This is a genomic window from Bordetella genomosp. 4, from assembly GCF_002261185.1.
Lineage (GTDB): Bacteria > Pseudomonadota > Gammaproteobacteria > Burkholderiales > Burkholderiaceae_B > Bordetella_A.
The window spans coordinates 198195-216880 of the sequence record NZ_NEVQ01000003.1; the positions used below are offsets into that span (position 1 = coordinate 198195).

Here is an 18686-nt window from a genome sequence, read left to right on the forward strand (position 1 = left end):
AACTCTTTCCGTTCATTGTGACGCAGTTTTCCGCCCGGGACCCGAGAGTCCATTCGGTCTGTATGGCGATAGCGCCGGTCAGGCAGCCGCGACCCTTTCCGCTGGAAAATGCAACGCGAACGTGCTGCCTTTACCCGGCTCGCTGGTGATGGTCAGCTCTGCATCGTGGCGGATGGCGATGTGTTTGGTGATGGCCAACCCCAGACCCGTGCCGCCTGCAGCGCGCGAACGGCCCCGGTCAACGCGGTAAAAACGCTCGGTGAGACGCGGGATATGCAGCGCTGCGATGCCGATCCCCGTGTCTTGGACACTGTAGCGCGCTCCGCCATCGGGCGCGCCCTGCCAGCGTACTGTGATGGTGCCCCCGTCAGGCGTATAGCGCACGGCATTGGTCAGCAGATTTGACATGGCCGAGGCCAGTTCGGTCTCTGCGCCCAGGACGTCAAGGGACTCGTCGATATCCCAGTGAAAGACATGCCGGCCAGCGGAGAGGGCTTCGATCTGCTGGCGGGTGGTCTGCAACAGGGCGGGCACATTGACGGCTCGCGGGTCGGATCCGGGCGACGATTCCAGCGTGGACAGGGTCAGCAGGTCTTCTACGATGGCCTGCATGCGCAAGGCCTGCTCGTGCATCATGGACAGGTACTGGGCGCGCTGCTCTTCATCCAACGCCTCGGCGGGCATATCGCGCAGCGTTTCCAGAAATCCGGCCAATACCGTCAGCGGCGTGCGCAGTTCGTGCGATACGTTGGCGACGAAATCGCGCCGCGTCGTTTCCAGTTTTTCGATCTGCGTGACGTCGCGCGTGATCAACAGGCGGCGATTGCTGGCGTAGGCAGCCAAGTGCATCATCATGACGCGCTCTTGCCCTCCGTGAACCAGGCGGACCAGGATGGGCTCGGGCCAGTCGCTGCGGTGGGCGTAGGCGACAAACTCCGGAGCGCGCAGCAGATTCAGCAGATTCTGGCCGCGATCGGCCGGCAGATTCAGCGTCAAATGGTGGCGTGCGACGCGATTGCACCATTCAATCTGAAAGTCTTCGTTCAATGTCACGACGCCGTCGGGCAAGGCCTGGGCCGCGGACAGCATGCTTTGCATGGCAGCACGGGCCTCGGCCAAATCCCGTGCGCGAGCGCGGGTATAGCGATACAGCGGCGCCAGTATGTCGTCCCACGGTCCGACCGACGCAGGGGGCGAGGTTTCGGGATGGTGGGCCCAATGCGACACCGAACGCAGCCGCCAGCTGCGCCAGAACAGCATGAATAACAGTGCTGCGCAAAATACCACCCAACCCGCCGGGTCGCCGATCAGCCATTGCAGGAACAGTGAAATGATCGCCCAGAGGGTGACCAGGAAAAAAGTGCGCAGCCAGATCATCGTGGCTGTTTTTTAACGTGCCGGGACCTGGGCCGTAAAGCGATATCCGCTGCCACGGACTGTTTCGACATGCGAATCATGCCCGGAGGGCTCTAGCGCCTTGCGTAGACGGCGGATGTGCACGTCGACGGTGCGCTCTTCGACGAACACGTGGTCGCCCCACACTTGATCCAGCAGTTGCGAGCGGGAGAATACGCGTTCCGGGTGCGTCATGAAGAAATGCAGCAGGCGGAATTCGGTCGGCCCGATCGACAACGATTGCTCGTTGCCCGACAGGCGGTGAGTCACGGGATCGAGTTTCAGCCCGCTGACGTCGATGATGTCGTCCGTCAGTTGCGGCGCGCGGCGGCGCAAGACCGCCTTGATGCGTGCCATCAGCTCCTTGGGCGAGAACGGCTTGGTGATGTAATCATCGGCGCCGGCTTCCAGGCCGTCGACCTTGTCCTGCTCGGATCCCTTGGCTGTCAACATGATGACGGGAACGGCTCGGGTGCGCTCGCTGTCGCGCAGCTTGCGGGCCAGGGCCAGGCCAGAAGTGCCGGGCAGCATCCAGTCCAGCAAAATGAGGTCGGGCAGTTCGGCGCGGATCAGGGTCTGGGCCTGTTCAGCGTCGAAAGCGCGCAAGACTTTATGGCCGGCAAACGACAGGTTGACGGCAATGAGTTCTTGGATGGCGGGTTCGTCTTCGACGACAAGAATGGTGCTGGACATTGGCAATAGAGGCAGACGATGAGCGCCGGCAGGCGCGAACATTGCGATAGTATGGCCGGAATATTTCAGGTATGTGACGATTTGGTGTTTTGCTGCCGGCTTTCTGCTGTCTTGGGCCTCGATCGGCTACCATTGCGTCATATACCGGGCTCTTACTATGCAACAAAACCCTGATTCTTCTTCTGATTCGGCCAGCACGCATTTCGGTTTTCAATCCGTCCCTGAAAACGAAAAGGCGCGCAAGGTCGCCGAGGTCTTCCATTCGGTGGCGTCGCGCTACGACGTCATGAACGATTTGATGTCAGGCGGCCTGCACCGCATCTGGAAGGCCTTCACCATCGGGCGCGCCGCCATCCGTCCAGGCATGAAAGTGCTGGACATTGCTGGCGGGACGGGCGATCTGGCGAAGGCCTTTGCCCGCCGCGCGGGCCCGACAGGCGAGGTCTGGCTGACTGATATTAACGATTCCATGCTGCGTGTGGGGCGGGATCGCATGACTGATGCCGGGCTATTGTTGCCCACTGCAGTCTGTGACGCCGAGAAATTGCCCTTTCCATCTGGATATTTTGACCGGGTCAGCGTGGCATTCGGGCTGCGTAATATGACCCACAAAGACCGCGCGCTGGCGGAAATGACGCGCGTGCTCAAGCCCGGCGGAAAACTGCTGGTGCTGGAGTTCTCGCGCGTGGCGCGGCCTCTGGCGCCGGTATATGACTGGTATTCGTTCAACGTGCTGCCCTGGCTGGGCAAAAAGGTCGCGGGGGACGAAGCCAGTTACCGCTATTTGGCAGAATCCATTCGCATGCATCCAGACCAGGATACCCTGGCCGACATGATGCGTACCGCAGGTCTGGAACGCGTGCAGTATTTCAACCTGACCGCGGGTGTGACGGCTCTGCACGAAGGCGTGCGTCTGGGTTGAGGGCTGGCGGATACAGCGTCCCTGACGGCGTTACCTATCTATTACGACGGTCGCCTCGCCATACGGTGTTGCCGGGATAGGGTTATTCAAAAGAAAGACGGGACCTGGCGGGAACTTGTCGTCCGTCAGCTTGTCCGTTATTCTTAAGGCATTCAGCTTTCTGTCAGAAAGTGTTCAACAAAAAGCCAGCCACCTAGCGGGGGGCTGGCGGGCAGGGGTCATTCAGGCCCCGGTCACGTGTCAGGAGTCACACAATATGTCCCGATCCGGAATTTCCCGGTTTTTCGCCGCAGCCCTGATTGCTGTCGCCGGCACGGCGATGCTGGCGACGTCGTTCGACGCCGAAGCCCGTCGCATGGGCGGGGGCAGCAGCGTGGGCCGTCAATCGACCAATGTTACCCAGCAGCGGCAGGCCACGACGCCGCCGGCGACCGCAACCACCACCAACCGTACGGCAGCACCGGCCACCGCTGCGACGGGCGCGGCAGCCGCAGGCACCGCCGCGAAAAGCGGTATGTCACGCTGGTTAGGTCCTATCGCCGGTATCGCCGCTGGTCTGGGTATCGCGGCCTTGCTGTCACATCTGGGTCTGTCCGGCGCATTTGCCGAGTTCCTGTCCAGCATGTTGCTGATCGCGCTGGTCGTGTTCGCCGTGATCTTCATCGTGCGCCGTCTGCGCGGCGCGGGTGCACGTCGTCCGGCGATGCAGGGCGCTTATGGCGCCAGCAACGCGGCACGTCAGGGCGATGACCGCCAAGGCCAGCAGCCTCTGTGGCGCGAATCGCTGGCGCCCTCGGCCGCTGCGCCAGCCGCTGCCGCTGCAGCGCCTGCAGCAGCCGAGTTGCCTGCGGCCGGTGCCAGCGACAACTGGTACGTCCCCGGCGATTTCGACAGCACGGCTTTCCTGGCCAATGCCAAGAAGCAGTTTGTGGAAATCCAGGCCATCTGGGATAGCGGCAATACCGATCGCCTGCGCGAATACTTGACCGACGATTTGATCGCCGAACTCAAGCAACAGCTGACCGAGCGCGGTGCGGCGCCCAGCCAGACCGAAGTCGTCCTGCTGAACGCCGAGCTGCTGGGCATCGAGACGGTGTCTGACGGTCACTTGGCCAGCGTACGCTTCTCCGGCATGCTGCGCGAAGCCCCGGGTACCGAGGCCTTCCGCTTCGAAGAAGTCTGGAACCTGTTCAAGCCCCAGCAAGGCGGCTGGCTGTTGGCCGGTATTCAACAGATTCCTGTGGAATACGCCAGCTGATTGGAGCCTGGGCCGGAACATTTCTCTTGATCCGGCCTGGTCTCCAGCCACTGCAGAAGGGCGCCGTTCGTGCGGTGCCCTACTTTTTTGTCCAAGCCGCCTCAAGAGGGCAGCAAGCCGCAGGCGCGGCGTGGGGGCCGATTTCCACGGGTTGCAGCCCGTTTTCAGGGACGGCACGCCCTGACCCGGTAAACTCCGGGTATCTCCGTTTTTTTGGCGGGGTCTGCCAGTGCAGGCTCGCTTTGCATCGATGTTGCCTTTTTCCTTTTTGCCCACTCCGTCGCGGTTAGCCGTTCGCGCGCTCAACGGCTTGTTGTCGCGTGAAGACTGGGCGCGCGAGCGCCTGTCGCGCCACGCGGGCAAAACCGTGCGTTTTGCGCTGGGCGGCTTTGTGACTGGCTTGGCAATCAATAGCGAAGGCTATGCCGATCTGGCCGACACCGCGGTGGTGCCCGACGTCACCCTGACTGTCAATCCCGGCAAACTCAATCCACTAGGGATGCTGCCTGGACAGGATAGGCCCGATGTCGCCGAGGCGACGCACATCGAGGGCGATGCTGCGCTGGCTCGCGTGGTGGCTGAGCTGGCGGAAAACCTGCGTTGGGACCCCGAGGACGATTTGTCGCGGCTGGTGGGTGATATTCCCGCCACGCGTCTGATGGCCGGCGCTCGCGCGGCGGGCGAGGGGGCCAAGGCCGCGGTGGCCAGTCTGAGCCGCAACGTATCGGAATATTTGGCCGAAGAGCGCGGCGTTCTCGTCGGGACATCGCTGCTGGAGCAGTGGAGGCTGGATCTCGCCGACCTGAATCAACGACGTGATGCCGCTGCCAGAGCGGCAGCGGCATTGGATGCGCGCCTGGCTCGTCTGGCTGCGAAGCGAGGCGCTTGATTCATGCTCAGCTTTTTCCGCGTCCTTCGCATTCTGTGTGTCGCCTACCGTTACGGCCTGGACGATCTGGCCTTGTCCAGCCTCAATCATCCCTTGGCAAAGGGGCTGCGATGGTTGCTGCGTCTCGGACGGCGGCCAAAAGCGCCTCGAGGGCTGAGGCTACGGCGTGCGCTGGAGTCGCTAGGTCCCATTTTCGTCAAATTCGGCCAGGTGCTTTCCACCCGGCGCGATCTGATTCCGGCGGATATTGCCGACGAACTGGCGCTGTTGCAGGATCGCGTGGCACCCTTTCCCTCTGCCGAGGCGGCGGCATGTATTGAGGCCGCACTGGGGGCGCCGCCGTCCAAGCTGTTTGCACAGTTCGAGGTGGACCCTGTGGCCTCGGCGTCCATCGCTCAGGTGCATTTTGCTGTGCTTCACGATGGCCGCGAGGTCGCGGTAAAGGTCTTGCGCCCGGGCATGCGCCAAGCAATCGAGCGTGATTTGTCGTTGCTGCATATTGTGGCGCGCATCGTCGAGCGCGCCGGTGCAGACGGGCGGCGCCTGAAGCCTCGTGAGGTCGTTGCCGAGTTCGACAATTATCTGCATGACGAGTTGGACCTGGTGCGCGAGGCCTCGAACTGCAGTCAGCTGCGCCGGAATTTTGACGCGGCATCGGGGCGCGGCGATTTGCTGATCGTGCCGGAAGTCATCTGGGAATACACCGCGGCGACGGTGTTCACCATGCAAAGGATGTACGGCATTCCCGTGGGACAGATCGATCGCTTGCGCGCTGCAGGTATTGATATTCCCACGTTGGCGCGCAGTGGCGTCGATATCTTCTTTACCCAGGTGTTTTCCGACGGGTTTTTCCATGCGGACATGCATCCGGGCAACATTTACGTTTCTGACCGGCCCGAGACGCTCGGGCGTTATATCGCGCTGGATTTTGGCATCGTCGGTTCGTTGTCGGAGTTCGACAAGAACTATCTCGCGCAGAATTTCCTGGCTTTCTTCCATCGGGACTACCGCCGTGTGGCGCAGTTGCATATCGAGTCTGGCTGGGTGCCGGCCGATACCCGCGAAGAAGAGCTCGAGGGCGCTGTACGGGCCGTCTGCGAACCGTATTTCGATCGGCCGTTGTCCGAGATTTCGTTAGGGCAAGTGCTGCTGCGCCTGTTCCAGACGTCGCGGCGCTTCAACGTCGAGATTCAGCCGCAATTGGTACTGCTGCAAAAAACGCTGCTCAACGTCGAAGGGCTCGGCCGCCAACTCGATCCGAATCTGGATCTCTGGAAAACGGCCAAGCCTTATCTGGAAAACTGGATGCGGCGTCGTATGGGATTTGAAGGCTTTCGCCAGTCGTTGGCCAAAGAAGCCGCGCAATGGTCGCAGACACTGCCGGCCTTGCCGCGCTTGATGTACGAGCAGCTCAGCCGTCCCGATACGGCGCCGCAGTTGCTCAATGAAATGACCCGTCTGCGCCACGCGCAAGAACAGGGAAACCGCCTATTAGTCGCCTTGACGGCGGTGTTGGCGGTCGCAGTGGGGGTGGCCTTGTGGGCACTGACTCGCTGATACGCTGACTGTGCGTCTGTCATGATTTTGTCGTAAATCTGTCATGACAGATTCGCACGCAACAGCGATAAACACGCTTGCGTGACATGCGCGTAGCGTCCGGGCCGTGATGACACGGCATTCCGAAAATGATAGCGCCCCACGCGGGAAAAACTAAGGGCCACACCATGCTTTATCCTGAACTCTTCAAGACCATGGAAGCCGTGCGCTGGAACATGGCGAGCGATATTCCTTGGCACGAATTTGATCGCAGTAAACTGTCGGACGAACAGGCGTACACCATCAAGATGAACGCCATCACCGAATGGGCAGCGCTGCCGGCGACGGAAATGTTCCTGCGCGATAACCGCGGCGATAGTGATTTTTGCGCGTTCATGTCGGTGTGGTTTTTCGAGGAACAGAAGCATTCCCTGGTGTTGATGGAATACTTGCGGCGTTTTTGCCCCGAGCTGGTTCCGACTGAGGAAGAACTGCACAAGATCCGTTTCGAATTTGATCCGGCGCCTGAGCTCGACACGCTGATGCTGCATTTTTGCGGTGAGATCCGTTTGAACCACTGGTATCGCCGCGCTGCGGACTGGCATACGGAACCGGTGATCCGCGAGATCTATCGCACGATTTCGCGCGACGAGGCTCGGCATGCGGGGGCGTATTTGCAATACATGCGGCGCGCGCTGCATGATCGTGGCGAGCAGACCAGCGCCCAGGCACGCTTGTCGTTTTCGAAGATTGGCGTGTTGATGGCCTCGGCCAGCCGTACCTCGCAGGCGATGCATCCGACCAATTTGCACGTGAACAAAAATCTGTTCCCGAATGACACGGTGCAGTCGCGCCTGCCCGAGCCGGGTTGGCTGGAAAACTGGTTGGATACGCAGATTCGTTTTGACGATGTGTGGGAACAAAAGGTCGCTACGCGCATTCTGCATATCCTGTCCAAGCTGATGGGTCGGACTTTCGATACGGTGAAGGACTTGAGCCGCTATCGCAAGGAAGTCTCCAGCTTGATCTCGGCAAGCAACGAGAAGTCCGGATTGATCGTGCCTGTTGGCGCGTGATACGCATCCAGGACGGCGGCGGCGTACAATCCGGGTATGTCTGCCGCTCGTTTTGAATCCAAAATCCTGTCCCGCGACGCTTGCGCCGCGGCGATTGCGTTGGGGAAATTGCCCCGGCCGCTGGTCTTTACCAATGGCGTCTTCGATATTCTGCATCGAGGCCATGCTACCTATCTGGATCAGGCCGCTCAATTAGGGGCGACGCTGGTGGTGGCGATCAATACCGATGATTCGGTGCGGCGCTTGGGCAAGGGGGATGATCGTCCGCTCAATCGCCAAGAGGATCGCGCTGCGTTGCTGGCCGCGTTGGAATGCGTGAGTATCGTTACGACTTTCCACGAGGATACGCCGGTGGAGATCATTGGCGAGTTGCGGCCGGATTTGATCGTCAAGGGCGGCGATTACGATATGGAGACGCTGCCTGAGACGGCGCTCGTGAAGACCTGGGGCGGGAAGGCGTTGGCGATTCCGTTTGAGTTTGAGCGGTCTACGACGTCGTTGGTGCGGAAGATTCGGGGCGATTGACGTCGGTCGCGGCTGGAGAGTCCGCTTGAGCAGGCTTATGAGTTCCGGTGGCGGCTGAGGAGTCCGCTTGAGACGGCTTACGAGTTCCGGTGGCGGCTGAGGAGTTCGCTGTTTGGGCTTATGAGTTCTTTAGGCGCCGGGGCTCGTCGTGTAAAGGGCGCGCTGGCCCTATCGCCTGGTCTGGCCGCCTGCGCGGCCAGACTGCCCTCCACCTGTCTTGCCAGGCGGGGCGGCTGGGCAAACTCGCTCCGCTACGCTCCACTCAAACATGCCCAGCCGACTTCCCCCCGCCTGGCAAGACAGGTTCGGCAGGCTCTACGGGCCAGCGCACCCTTTACACGACGAACCCCGGCTCGCGGCGGTTATGAACGCATCAGGAGGACAGCCGACAGCCGCAGCCGCGGCCGACTCTTGCGGCGTTGACGCGCGTTGGGTCGAGCCGGGGCGTTGAGGCGCGTTCGGCTGGTTCGCAGGGTGGGGGTGTTTTATCCTCGTTGAGAGATGCCGGATAGGGCTTGGCCGGCGGGTTTGGGGCTGCTTGCGCCGATGGCCAGGTCGCCCAGCGCTACGATGCCTACCAGGCGCTTGTCGGTGTTGATGATGGGTAAGCGGCGGATCTGGTTCTCGCTCATGATTTGGCAGGCTTTTTCTACCGAGTCGTTGTCGTACGCCCACAGTACTTTTTCGGACATGATGTCTCGGACTCTGGTGCCAGAGTCGCGGCCTTCTGCGACTGCGCGCAGCACGATGTCACGGTCTGACAGCGTTCCGATCAGGCGATCGTTTTCTCCTACGGGCATGAGGCCAAAGTCGCCGTCGCGCATTTGGCTTGCAGCATCTTTGATGGTCGTCTCAGGGTTCAGGATTTTGACGCGTTCGGTCATTACGTCTTTGAGCTGTTGCATGATTGCTCCTTATTCACGGTTGAGGCCTGTCTGGAACGGCCGCAAGCGGCGATCCTGCGCATTGCGCGGTGCATCCATGCATTGCCACTTGGGCCGCGGCCCTTTTCACGGACTCGGCGCGTGGTCGCCGCTTTCGATGCGTTGAAAGTTTTCGTTAACCAGGAGGATCCAAGAAGAAGAAATTTTCCGATTGCGCAGGCACAAATTGCCTGCAATCAGGCAAGGCGTCGCGGGGGGGGCAGCAAGGGGAGTATTGCGGCGGTGCAGGCAATTTGGGTCAGGCACTTTACTTGCTGCTTTTTATTGGCGTTGTAGTCCGGCGATCTATCAAGGAGGCTACCAGTGCCCCAAATTGTCGAACCTCGCTATGCCTTGACAGTGCACCCCTTGCATGCAGTATTTGTTGGGGGAGCGTTCTCTTTATTTATCGGCGCGGCTCTCAGCGATGTCGCCTATGCGATGTCGTTTGATATCCAGTGGAATAACTTTGCCTCGTGGCTCCTGGTTGGCGCGCTGATTTTTGGTGGCATCGCGCTGGTCTTTGCCATCGTTGATCTTTTTCGGGCGCAGCAGCGTGAGCGCGGAGTGATCCCCTATTCGCTGGTGTGGATAGCGGCGTGGGTCGTGGGTTTTTTCAATGCGTTGATTCATGCGCGCGACGCGTGGGCGAGCATGCCTGCCGGCCTGGTCTTGTCGGTGATCACAGTGGTGCTTGCCGGCATAGCTACGTGGCTGGGTTTTCGCACTCCGCATATTTTTCGCACTCCGCATATCAGCAGAGGTGCCGTATGAAAACGCTGAGCGTGATCGCCGCGGTGCCGTTGCTCGCCGCTGTGGGCGTGTGCAGCGCCCAATCCGGATCTTTGGTCGGGCCAGAGCCTGAGCTGCCCAAGCCCCAGCAAGGGCTGCTGCCTGATATGGTGATCGCAGAGCCTGCGCCATGGGGAGACAAGGTTCCAACAGTGCCAGAAGGCTATACGATTGCCGCCATCGCGACAGATCTGAAGATCCCGCGGCAGACGCTGGTATTGCCCAACGGCGACATCCTGGTGGCCGAGGGGCGGGGCGGTAATGCCGCGAAGCTCAAGCCCAAAGACGTGATCGCCGGCATCATCAAGGCGAGGGGCACGAGCCCGGTCAAGGGGGGCAACCGCCTGACGTTGCTGCGCGATCCCGAGGGAGACGGTACCTATGAGGCGTCGACTTTCGCGGAGAATCTGAATGCGCCTTACGGGCTTGCGTTGGTAGATAACAATCTTTACGTTGCTAACCAGGACGCCCTGGTGCGTTTCGACTATCAGCCAGGGCAGATGAAGGCCAGCGGCCCGCCTGAGACGGTTACGCTGCTGCCATCGGAAATCAACCATCACTGGACCAAGGCTCTGACTGCTAGCGCGGACGGGCAGTATCTGTATGTAGGCATCGGGTCCAATAGCAATATCACCGAACGCGGCATGACGGCGGAAGCTGACCGTGCGCGTGTCTGGAGGGTGAATGCCCGCACCGGCGAGTACAAGACTTACGCCACGGGCCTGCGCAATCCCACTGCGCTGACCATCCAGCCTGATACGGGTCAGTTATGGGCGGTCGTCAATGAGCGCGACGAGCTCGGCTCGGATTTGGTTCCCGACTATCTGACGGCGGTGCAGGAAAACGCCTTCTATGGCTGGCCGTACAGTTATTGGGGGCAACACGTAGATGAGCGTGTGCGGCCGCAGGATCCGGAAAAGGTCAAGGCTGCGATCAAACCCGATTACAGCTTGGGCGCGCACGTGGCGGCGCTAGGGGTGGATTTCTCGACTGCCGCGATGGGCGACCGGTTTGCCGAAGGCGTCTTCGTCGGCGAACACGGCAGTTGGAATCGCAGCGAACCCTCTGGCTACAAGGTGGTCTTTGTGCCCTTCAGTGCGGGGCGTCCATCTGGGCCGCCGGTAGATTTTGTGGCTGGATTCCGGGACAGTGACGGCACGACTCGCGGCCGTCCGGTAGGGGTGACGGTAGACCCGCGCGGCGCGCTTATTGTCGCTGACGATCTGTCAAACACGATCTGGCGCATCACGCCGACACAGCCCGCCGGGCCGCGGACGCAGACTGACGGGCCGGCGTCGGTGCAGACACCGACATCGCCCCCAACACCGACACAGACACCCACACAGACACCGACGTCAACGCCGCCGACCTAGCCGCTCCGACGGTCTCTTGAGCGACTCGGCGTCCTACGCGACTCAGCGGCTTAGGGACCCAGCCGTGTCACCGATGTAGCCATGTAGTCCACCGATCGCCGGCAGACCGTCGGACCCAGCGCGGCTTTCTGAAGCGTCGCAGCCCCCAGCCCGTACGCAAGTCCGCTTATTGCGGCGGCAAGCGTAGCAGACGGTTGATGGTCTCAAGGTCGACTTCGGACAGGATGCCGCCGGCCGCCTTGAGGCGCAGGCCGTCCAATAGCGTGGCGTAGCGTGCCTGCGCGAGGTCGCGCTGGGTGGCGTAGAGCTGTTGCTGGGCGTTCAGGACGTCCAGGTTGATGCGCACGCCGATCTCATAACCGGTTTTGTTGGCTTCTACAGAGGCCCGGCTGGATTTTTCCCCGGCCTCCAGGGCACGGATACGGGCCAGGCCGGTCATGACGCCTGTGTAGTACTGACGGGCAGATTGTGCAGCCTGACGGCGGGCTGCCTGGTAGTCGTTGCGCGCTTTTTGTTCGAGCTGGACTTTTTCTGTGACCTGAGAGGATATGCCGCCGCCCGCGTAGATGGGCACAGACAATACCAGGCCGACAGCGCTGTCGGCCGCCCGGCTGCCGGCGGCGCTGCGATTCGAGGTGCTGGCGCTGCCGCTGCTGGCCTGCAGGCTCAGGGTGGGGTAATGTCCGCCGCGTGCTATTTGGATATCGCGTTGAGCAATCTGGGTCTGCAATTGGGCGCGTGCGACTTCCAGGCTGGCGGATTCGGCCTGGGTAGACCAATCGTCCTGTCTCGCTGGCTGAGGCGCTGGCAGCGGGACTGTGGACGGCAACTCGGCCAGCGCTTCAGGGGGCTGGCCAATGATTTGGGTCAGCTGCCCGCGTAATACTGTCAGGTCGTGCTGTTGCTGCAATTCCTGGGCGACAACCAGGTCGTAGCGGGCCTGCGCCTCGTAGGTGTCGGTGATCGTGGCATTGCCCAGCTCGAAATTTCGCTTGGCGGACTCGAGTTGGGCGGCTACCGAGGCCTTTTCTCCCTCGGTGGCTGTCAGGGCGTCCTGAGCAGTGAGGATGCCGAAATAGGTGTCCGATACGCGCAGCAGCAGGTCTTGATAGGCCTGTTGCAGGGCGAGCTCCGCGTCGGCGACGCCGAGTTTGGCCTGTTCGTAGCGCTGCCAGCTTGACCAGTCGTAAAGCGGCTGCGTCAGGACCAGTTCCCACGGCGCCCGCGTGTTGTCCTGAACACGCCGGGACAGATTGCGCGTGGCGCGGGTGTCTTGGTAGGTCAGGCCGATTTCGGCATTGATGGCCGGCAGCAGCCCAGCGCGCGCCTGAGGCAATTGTTCGATCGACGCACGGTACTGGGCACGGGCCGCTGCGTATACGGGATCGTTGGCCAGTGCCGCCTGCCATGTCTGCAGCAGGTCCTGCGCAGCGCTAGCCGGGAAGCACCAGCTGGTACTGAGCGCCAGACCCAGCGTAGCCGCAAGCGATCTGGCGCGCATGGGGCCGTATCAGAACTTGAAATGCGAAACGGTGGTCCCGCGCAGCGGCTTGACGACGGTCTCGAACAAATTGACGGTTTCGAAGCTGGCTGCCGTAGTGCGCGTGATGCGACAGGCGGTCATGATGGGGGCCTGCCCCACGATGATCACCAGGCGGCCACCTACGCGCAACTGATATTTCAGTGCATCCGGCACGGCGGGCACTGAACCCGTGACCAGAATGGCATCATATTCGGTGGTACCCCAGCCATTGCGTCCGTCACCGGTTTCGACCTTGACGTTGGTGACGTTGTTCGCCTGCAGGTTGTTCTGCGCGAATGCCACCAGGCGATTGTCGATTTCGACCGAGGTGACCTGTTGGGCCAGATGTGCCAGCAAGGCTGCCTGGTAGCCCGATCCCGTGCCGATTTCCAGCACGCAGTCGGTCGCGGTCAGTTGCAACTCCTGGGTCAGACGGGCCTCGACCTTGGGGGCCAGCATGTTCTGGCGGGTGTTGGTCGCATTGATTTCCAGCGGCAGTTCCAGGTCGGAAAACGCCAGGGCTCGCAACGCCGGCGGCACGAATTGCTCGCGGCGGACAACAAACAGAGCGTCCAGGACCTTGGGATCGAGTACGTCCCAGGGGCGGATTTGCTGCTCCACCATGTTGAAGCGGGCTTGTTCTACATCAGGCAGGGTCGAAGCGTTCATGACAGCGAAGAGAAAATCAAGAAGAACCAACCGGACATTGTACTGATTCGGTGGGAATGTGGGTGACGGCCCCCCGGAGTGGGGCGGGCGCCTTCATCGGGACTGTTTCCAGCGGGGCTCATGCGGCTGGTCAGGGCGGCGAGGGGAGCCTGTAGCTGCGGCCAGGCCTAGGCGCCGTTACCGGCACGATTACCACCAAGCGTGAAAATGGTGTGTGGGGCCATGTCCGGAGCCGACCTTCAGGCGGTCAGCATGGCGCAAAGCCTCGGCCAGGTAGGCCTTGGCGCGGCGGGCGGCCTCGGGAACATCATCGATCTGCGGCAGCAGCGCGGCCAGGGCTGCCGACAGCGTGCAGCCTGTGCCGTGGGTGTTGCGTGTTTCGATGCGATGGCCGGGCAGTTCGATCATCCGGTCGCCGTCGTGCAGCAGGTCGATGGTGTCGTTGCCCGGCAGGTGGCCGCCTTTTAGCAGCACCCATCGCTGCCCGGAATACGCCATGATGTTGCGCAGCCGCTCGGCGACGCGACGCATTTCCTTGACGGTTTCGACGGGGCGTTCGTCCAGCAGTACGCCCGCCTCGGGCAGATTGGGCGTCAACATGGTGGCGTGCGGCAACAGGGCCTCGCGCAGGGCGCCGACGGCATCGCGCTCGAGCAGGTGGTCGCCGCTCTTGGCGACCATGACCGGATCCAGGACGACATGAGCGGGCAGCCATTTGGCCAATTTTTCCGCGACGACGAGCGTTACCGGCCGTTGACCCAGCATGCCGATCTTGACCGCGTCGATGCGGACATCGGCAAATAGCGTGTCGATCTGTAGGCCGACGAACTCGGGCGGCACGGGGGCGATGCCGGTGACGCCTTGGGTGTTCTGTGCGGTGAGCGCGGCAATGACCGCGCATCCATAGGCACCCAGTGCGCTCATGGCTTTGACGTCGGCCAGCACGCCGGCGCCGCCGGAGGGGTCTACGCCGGCGATGCTGAGCGCGTTGGGAATCGGCCGGCCGCTGCCTTGCGAAGTGCTCATCGCGTATTGGCCGGGGCGGCGGTGATCAGGCCTTCGGTGGGCGAGCTGGGCGCGCCACTGTACAACTTGCGTGGCATGCGGCCGGCCAGGAAGGCATCGCGGCCGGCCTGGACGGCGTTCTTCATGGCGCGAGCCATCAGAACGGGGTCTTTGGCGCCCGCGATCGCGGTATTCATCAGGACGCCGTCGCAGCCGAGTTCCAGAGCGATGGCGGCGTCAGACGCGGTGCCCACCCCTGCGTCTACCAGCACCGGGACACGGGCCTGATCAATGATCAGGCGCAGGTTCCAGGGATTCAGAATGCCCATGCCCGAGCCGATCAACGAGGCCAGCGGCATGACCGCGACCACGCCGATGTCTTCCAGCATGCGGCACTGGATGGGGTCGTCGGTGCAATAGACCATGACTTTGAAGCCATCGTTGACCAGGGTCTTTGCGGCCTCGAGGGTGGCAGGCATGTTGGGGAACAGCGTGTGCGGATCGCCCAGGACCTCGAGTTTGACGAGGTCATGGCCGTCGAGCAGCTCGCGCGCCAGCCGCAGGGTACGCACCGCGTCGTCAGCGGTGTAGCAGCCCGCGGTATTGGGCAACAGAGTGAACTGCGAGGGCGGGACATAGTCCAGCAGGCTGGGTTCGCCTGGATTTTGACCGATATTCGTGCGGCGGATGGCCACGGTCACGATTTGCGTGCCGCTGGCATCCAGCGCGGCGCGGGTTTGTTCGAAATCTTTGTATTTGCCGGTGCCTACCAACAGGCGCGACTGGTATTCGCGCCCGGCGATGGTCAAAGTGTCTGGAGTCGTCATTGTGCAGCGTGCTGAAAAAGAGTCCGGTGGCCGGGCGTGAGGCGACCGGCATCTAGGTCTCCATGATAATCCACCTGGAGAGCCGAGGCGGTTCTGCGGCTAGCGAGAATGGCGGACCCGATCCAGGTCCTGGCATATTTGCTCCGCCATGCCGATCAAACGTGGTCCGGGACGATAGAGCGCATCGGCATCGAGGCTGAATACGAAGCCTTGCTGTGCGGCGGGCAGGCCATATTGTCGCCAGGTTTGCAGGTTGCTACGGCCATCGTCGGCGCTGATCGCCCCGGCTATCACCGCGTCCGGCCGCGCGGCAAGCACGCTTTCGAGCGACACCTGCGGCGCCAGCGCGTTTGTCTGCGCAAACACATTGACGCCGCCGCACAGACGTATGGCATCGCTGACGATACTGCGGCCGTTCAGGGTGTAAATCGGCTGCAGGCCGGCTTGAATGAAAACGCGCACGGGTGCGAGATGCGTGTAGCGTGCGGACAGCGAGGCGAGCCGGGCGCGTAAAGCCTCGGCTGCAGGATTGGCCTGCGTCTCGGTGCCGAACAAGCGGCCCATGGTTTCCACCGCGTCGGGAATCTCGGCCAAGGTGCGCGGGTCGCTGTAGAACACCGGCACTTTCTGGCGTTGCATGAGATCCCCCAATGGATCAGGGACCGCTGGCTGCCAGGCGATCAGCAGGTCGGGTTGCAGCGCTGCTGCGATTTCCAGGTTCGGTCGCAGTGTGGTGCCGATGGAAGGCAGCGTGAGGGCCGCGGGGGGGTAGTTACTGCCCTGGGCAGTGCCGGCGAGATAGATGCCTGCGCCAGCCGCGTAAACCAATTCTGTGGCATGTGGCGCGGCCGTGATGGCACGCCGCGCGGGGGCGGGCAGCGTGATGGTATGGCCGTGATCATCGCGCAGTGTGATCACTGCGCGATGCGCCGTCGTTGCAACGGGTGCGGGGGCCGTCGCTATTTGTGGTCGCTCCGATGCCGTTGCTGCCACAGCGGTTGACGGGACAGTCGCAGCCGAGATTGTTTTTGCGGTCGTTGAGGCAACGTGGGCAGCACCCCGTGTCACGGTTGCCGTATCCGCCCACGCAGACATTGCGGTCAGGCCGAGCAGTGCTGCCGCCAATGCCCGTCCATCCAGGCTGAAAAGCCTGGCACCACTGGAGGCGGGCAGGGCGGATTGCATCAGTAGCGGATCGTCAAGGACGCCTGGACGTTGCGGCCGGCAGCCGGATAGAGGTTATACGCACCCGTAGCGCCGGTGCTGCCCGAGCGAATGCCATAGGTCGCGTATTCCTTGTCAAACAGATTGTTTACCGCCAACGTGCCTGAGATGTTTTTGGTAAAGGCATAGCCGACCTTGCCGTTGACCAGGAAATAGTCATCCAGTTGTTTGTCGAACTCGTTGGCCTGGTCGTTATCCATGCGTGCTTTGCCTACGTATTGGCCGGACAGGCTGATGAAAAGCTTGTCCATGGGGCGCCATGTGGCGCCCAGGTTGGCCATCCATTTTGGCACCAAGGGCACGGTGTTGCCGGCCAGGTCCACGCCAGCGGCGTTGCCGGAGCGGAATTCAGCTTGCATCCACGTGACGTTTGCATCCAGGCTCAAGGTCTTGGTCAGATCGTGATGGCCTTCCAGTTCGACCCCTTGGCGGCGCGTCGGATCCAGGTTGACGTTGGAGAACGTGATCGGGTTGTACTGGATCTCGTTGGTCAGATCGTAGCGATACCAGGTCAGGCGGGCGCTGGAGGTATCCGACTTCCACAAAATGCCCAATTCCTTGTCCACCGAGGTCTGCGGTTTGAGCGGGGTCGCGACGTATAGCAGTTCGTCGGAATTGGCGAAACGGAAGCTGCGGCCGACTTTGCCGTAGGCGCTGAAACCCGCGCCGAGTTCCTGGCGCAGGGCCAGTTGCCACGCGCCCAGATGGCGTGTCTCGTCGGAGTTGCCACTGTAGCCCGACAGGGTTTCCAACTGATCGTTGGCATATTGGCGGCGGCCGCCCAGCGTGATGCGGGTCGTATCGGTAGCCTGGATTTGGGCCTCGGCAAAGAAGCCGTGCTGACGCTGTTTGGCGCGCCATTGATCCGGCGTAGGCGAGTACGAGTAGAGATTGGAAGCGTCCAGGCTGCTGTCGAGCATGTCGGCGCCCACGATCAGTGCGTGCTTGCCGGCAATCGGCAACTGATAGCGAATGCTGCCGGTGGTTTCGTCCAGATCCTGTTCGCGGGTCGTGTCGCCGTAGCTGGATCCCGTGAAACCTGTCAACGACTTGTCGCGTTGATTCAAGTCGGCATACAGGGTGCCCGTGCCCAGGCGCTGTTCGATTTGCAGGCCGAACGCGTCTGTTTGGGTGTTGACATAATCGTCGGGCGTGGAGGTGCCGCGCGGGTCGTCCTCGTACTCGTTCAGGCCTGTGGCAGGATCCACGCGGCGCGGGCCAGGCAGGCCGAGTTTCTGCGTGGTGGTGCGGGCATAGAGGCGGATCTGGCCATCGTCGTGATGAAACGCCAGGCCGATGCCGCCACCGTCGCGGCTTTCGCGATTATTGTCGCGGTAGTTGTCGGTACGCAGCGTTTGCCCGTAGACGTCGACAGTCACGTGTTCGTTTTGCAGGCTGACGGCGGCATCCAGTTGATGCAGGCCGTAATTGCCTACCGTGCCGGTCACGCTGGCCGAGACGGGTTGGCCGTCGGGATTGCCGCGCTTGGTCAGGATGTTGATGACGCCGCCGGTCGTGCCGCCGCCATATTGAACGGAACCGCTGCCGCGTACGATCTCGATGCGTTCGATGCGGTCCAGCGGCACCGTGCCCAGCGAGGGCGCCGACAGGTCATTGTTGTTCTGCGGTACGCCATCGATCAGGATCAGCGTGTTGCTGAACCCTGCAATACCAAACCCGCGCAGGTCTATCTGCGCCTGTGCCGCTGCCCCCGTGCTGTTGATCGCGTGTACGCCGGCTTGGGTGGACAACAGCTCCTGAACCGTCATGGCGCTGCTGGTGCGGATTTGTTCCTGGGTCAGCACAGACACCTGTACGGGTTGCTCGCGGGCCTCGGTAGGCACGCGCGAGGCCGTGACGGTGACGGTGCTGAGCTCTGGGGCGGCTGCCGCAGTCGATGTTTGAGTTTGTTGTTGGGATTGTTGGGCGGCGGCCAGCGCGGGCACCGCGCAAATCAAGATTCCGGCTGCATGCCGGAAGGGGCGGGATTTCATCAGACAAGCCTCGGTTTGACGCGCGACCCCGCACGTCGTTCACGGTAATGGGCCGCACGGGGC

17 protein-coding genes are annotated in these 18686 nt (G+C 62.0%); 8 read left to right on the top strand and 9 right to left on the bottom strand.

The window, feature by feature from the left end; genetic code table 11:
• Positions 1-78: 78 nt before the first annotated feature.
• Together phoR and phoB are read right to left on the bottom strand one after the other, a co-directional pair.
• Positions 79-1377, bottom strand: coding sequence for a phosphate regulon sensor histidine kinase PhoR (gene phoR, locus CAL20_RS03415; protein ID WP_094837186.1), 1299 nt, complete (start codon positions 1375-1377; stop codon positions 79-81).
• A gap of 12 nt (positions 1378-1389) precedes the next feature.
• Positions 1390-2088 carry a phosphate regulon transcriptional regulator PhoB gene (gene phoB, locus CAL20_RS03420; RefSeq protein WP_094819892.1) on the bottom strand — a complete coding sequence of 233 codons (699 nt, stop codon included), beginning with the start codon at positions 2086-2088 and terminating at the stop codon, positions 1390-1392.
• A gap of 157 nt (positions 2089-2245) precedes the next feature.
• Between phoB and ubiE the strand changes: the two genes are divergently transcribed.
• The 6 genes from ubiE (at position 2246) to rfaE2 (ending at position 8294) form a co-directional block, all read left to right on the top strand.
• Positions 2246-3010 (top strand): bifunctional demethylmenaquinone methyltransferase/2-methoxy-6-polyprenyl-1,4-benzoquinol methylase UbiE, encoded by a 765-nt coding sequence (ubiE, locus tag CAL20_RS03425; RefSeq protein ID WP_094819684.1) that lies wholly within the window; start codon positions 2246-2248, stop codon positions 3008-3010.
• Between the two features lie 256 nt (positions 3011-3266).
• Positions 3267-4268, top strand: a complete 1002-nt coding sequence (locus CAL20_RS03430) for a Tim44 domain-containing protein (protein WP_094819685.1) — start codon at positions 3267-3269, stop codon at positions 4266-4268.
• A 250-nt stretch (positions 4269-4518) separates the two neighbouring features.
• Positions 4519-5157 (top strand): ubiquinone biosynthesis accessory factor UbiJ, encoded by a 639-nt coding sequence (locus tag CAL20_RS03435; protein WP_094819893.1) that lies wholly within the window; start codon positions 4519-4521, stop codon positions 5155-5157.
• A gap of 3 nt (positions 5158-5160) precedes the next feature.
• A complete protein-coding gene (gene ubiB / locus CAL20_RS03440; protein WP_094837187.1) occupies positions 5161-6714 on the top strand; it encodes a ubiquinone biosynthesis regulatory protein kinase UbiB in 1554 nt (517 codons plus the stop codon).
• A gap of 167 nt (positions 6715-6881) precedes the next feature.
• The gene (locus CAL20_RS03445; protein WP_094819687.1) at positions 6882-7769 is read left to right on the top strand and encodes a ferritin-like domain-containing protein; all 888 of its coding nucleotides are present in this window, start codon (positions 6882-6884) and stop codon (positions 7767-7769) included.
• A gap of 36 nt (positions 7770-7805) precedes the next feature.
• Complete coding sequence (gene rfaE2 / locus CAL20_RS03450) at positions 7806-8294, top strand: D-glycero-beta-D-manno-heptose 1-phosphate adenylyltransferase (RefSeq protein ID WP_094819688.1); 489 nt, start codon at positions 7806-7808, stop codon at positions 8292-8294.
• A gap of 485 nt (positions 8295-8779) precedes the next feature.
• Here the strand turns inward: rfaE2 and CAL20_RS03455 are convergent, their stop codons facing one another.
• Positions 8780-9199, bottom strand: a complete 420-nt coding sequence (locus tag CAL20_RS03455; RefSeq protein ID WP_094819689.1) for a CBS domain-containing protein — start codon at positions 9197-9199, stop codon at positions 8780-8782.
• Positions 9200-9541: 342 nt separating this feature from the next.
• On the opposite strand from CAL20_RS03455, the gene CAL20_RS03460 reads away from it, so the two are divergent.
• Together CAL20_RS03460 and CAL20_RS03465 are read left to right on the top strand one after the other, a co-directional pair.
• On the top strand, positions 9542-9991 hold the full coding sequence (locus CAL20_RS03460) for a DUF2231 domain-containing protein (RefSeq protein WP_094819690.1): 450 nt from the start codon (positions 9542-9544) through the stop codon (positions 9989-9991).
• Positions 9988-11382, top strand: coding sequence for a PQQ-dependent sugar dehydrogenase (locus tag CAL20_RS03465; RefSeq protein WP_094819691.1), 1395 nt, complete (start codon positions 9988-9990; stop codon positions 11380-11382). Before CAL20_RS03460 ends, CAL20_RS03465 begins: the two co-directional genes overlap by 4 nt.
• A 166-nt stretch (positions 11383-11548) precedes the next feature.
• Here the strand turns inward: CAL20_RS03465 and CAL20_RS03470 are convergent, their stop codons facing one another.
• The 6 genes from CAL20_RS03470 to CAL20_RS03495 all read right to left on the bottom strand — a co-directional run bounded on the left by CAL20_RS03470 (position 11549) and on the right by CAL20_RS03495 (position 18623).
• Entirely contained in the window at positions 11549-12883 is a 1335-nt protein-coding gene (locus CAL20_RS03470) for a TolC family outer membrane protein (RefSeq protein ID WP_094819692.1), read from the bottom strand.
• A gap of 9 nt (positions 12884-12892) precedes the next feature.
• Positions 12893-13573, bottom strand: a complete 681-nt coding sequence (locus CAL20_RS03475) for a protein-L-isoaspartate O-methyltransferase family protein (protein ID WP_094819693.1) — start codon at positions 13571-13573, stop codon at positions 12893-12895.
• A gap of 189 nt (positions 13574-13762) precedes the next feature.
• Positions 13763-14599: a bifunctional hydroxymethylpyrimidine kinase/phosphomethylpyrimidine kinase gene (gene thiD, locus CAL20_RS03480; RefSeq protein ID WP_094819694.1), complete on the bottom strand. Its 837-nt coding sequence runs from the start codon at positions 14597-14599 to the stop codon at positions 13763-13765.
• Positions 14596-15405 carry a thiazole synthase gene (locus tag CAL20_RS03485; RefSeq protein ID WP_094819695.1) on the bottom strand — a complete coding sequence of 270 codons (810 nt, stop codon included), beginning with the start codon at positions 15403-15405 and terminating at the stop codon, positions 14596-14598. Before CAL20_RS03485 ends, thiD begins: the two co-directional genes overlap by 4 nt.
• Before the next feature lie 99 nt (positions 15406-15504).
• Entirely contained in the window at positions 15505-16428 is a 924-nt protein-coding gene (locus CAL20_RS03490; protein WP_373558270.1) for a helical backbone metal receptor, read from the bottom strand.
• 161 nt (positions 16429-16589) lie between these two features.
• Positions 16590-18623 (bottom strand): TonB-dependent receptor, encoded by a 2034-nt coding sequence (locus CAL20_RS03495; protein ID WP_094837188.1) that lies wholly within the window; start codon positions 18621-18623, stop codon positions 16590-16592.
• Positions 18624-18686 lie beyond the last annotated feature (63 nt).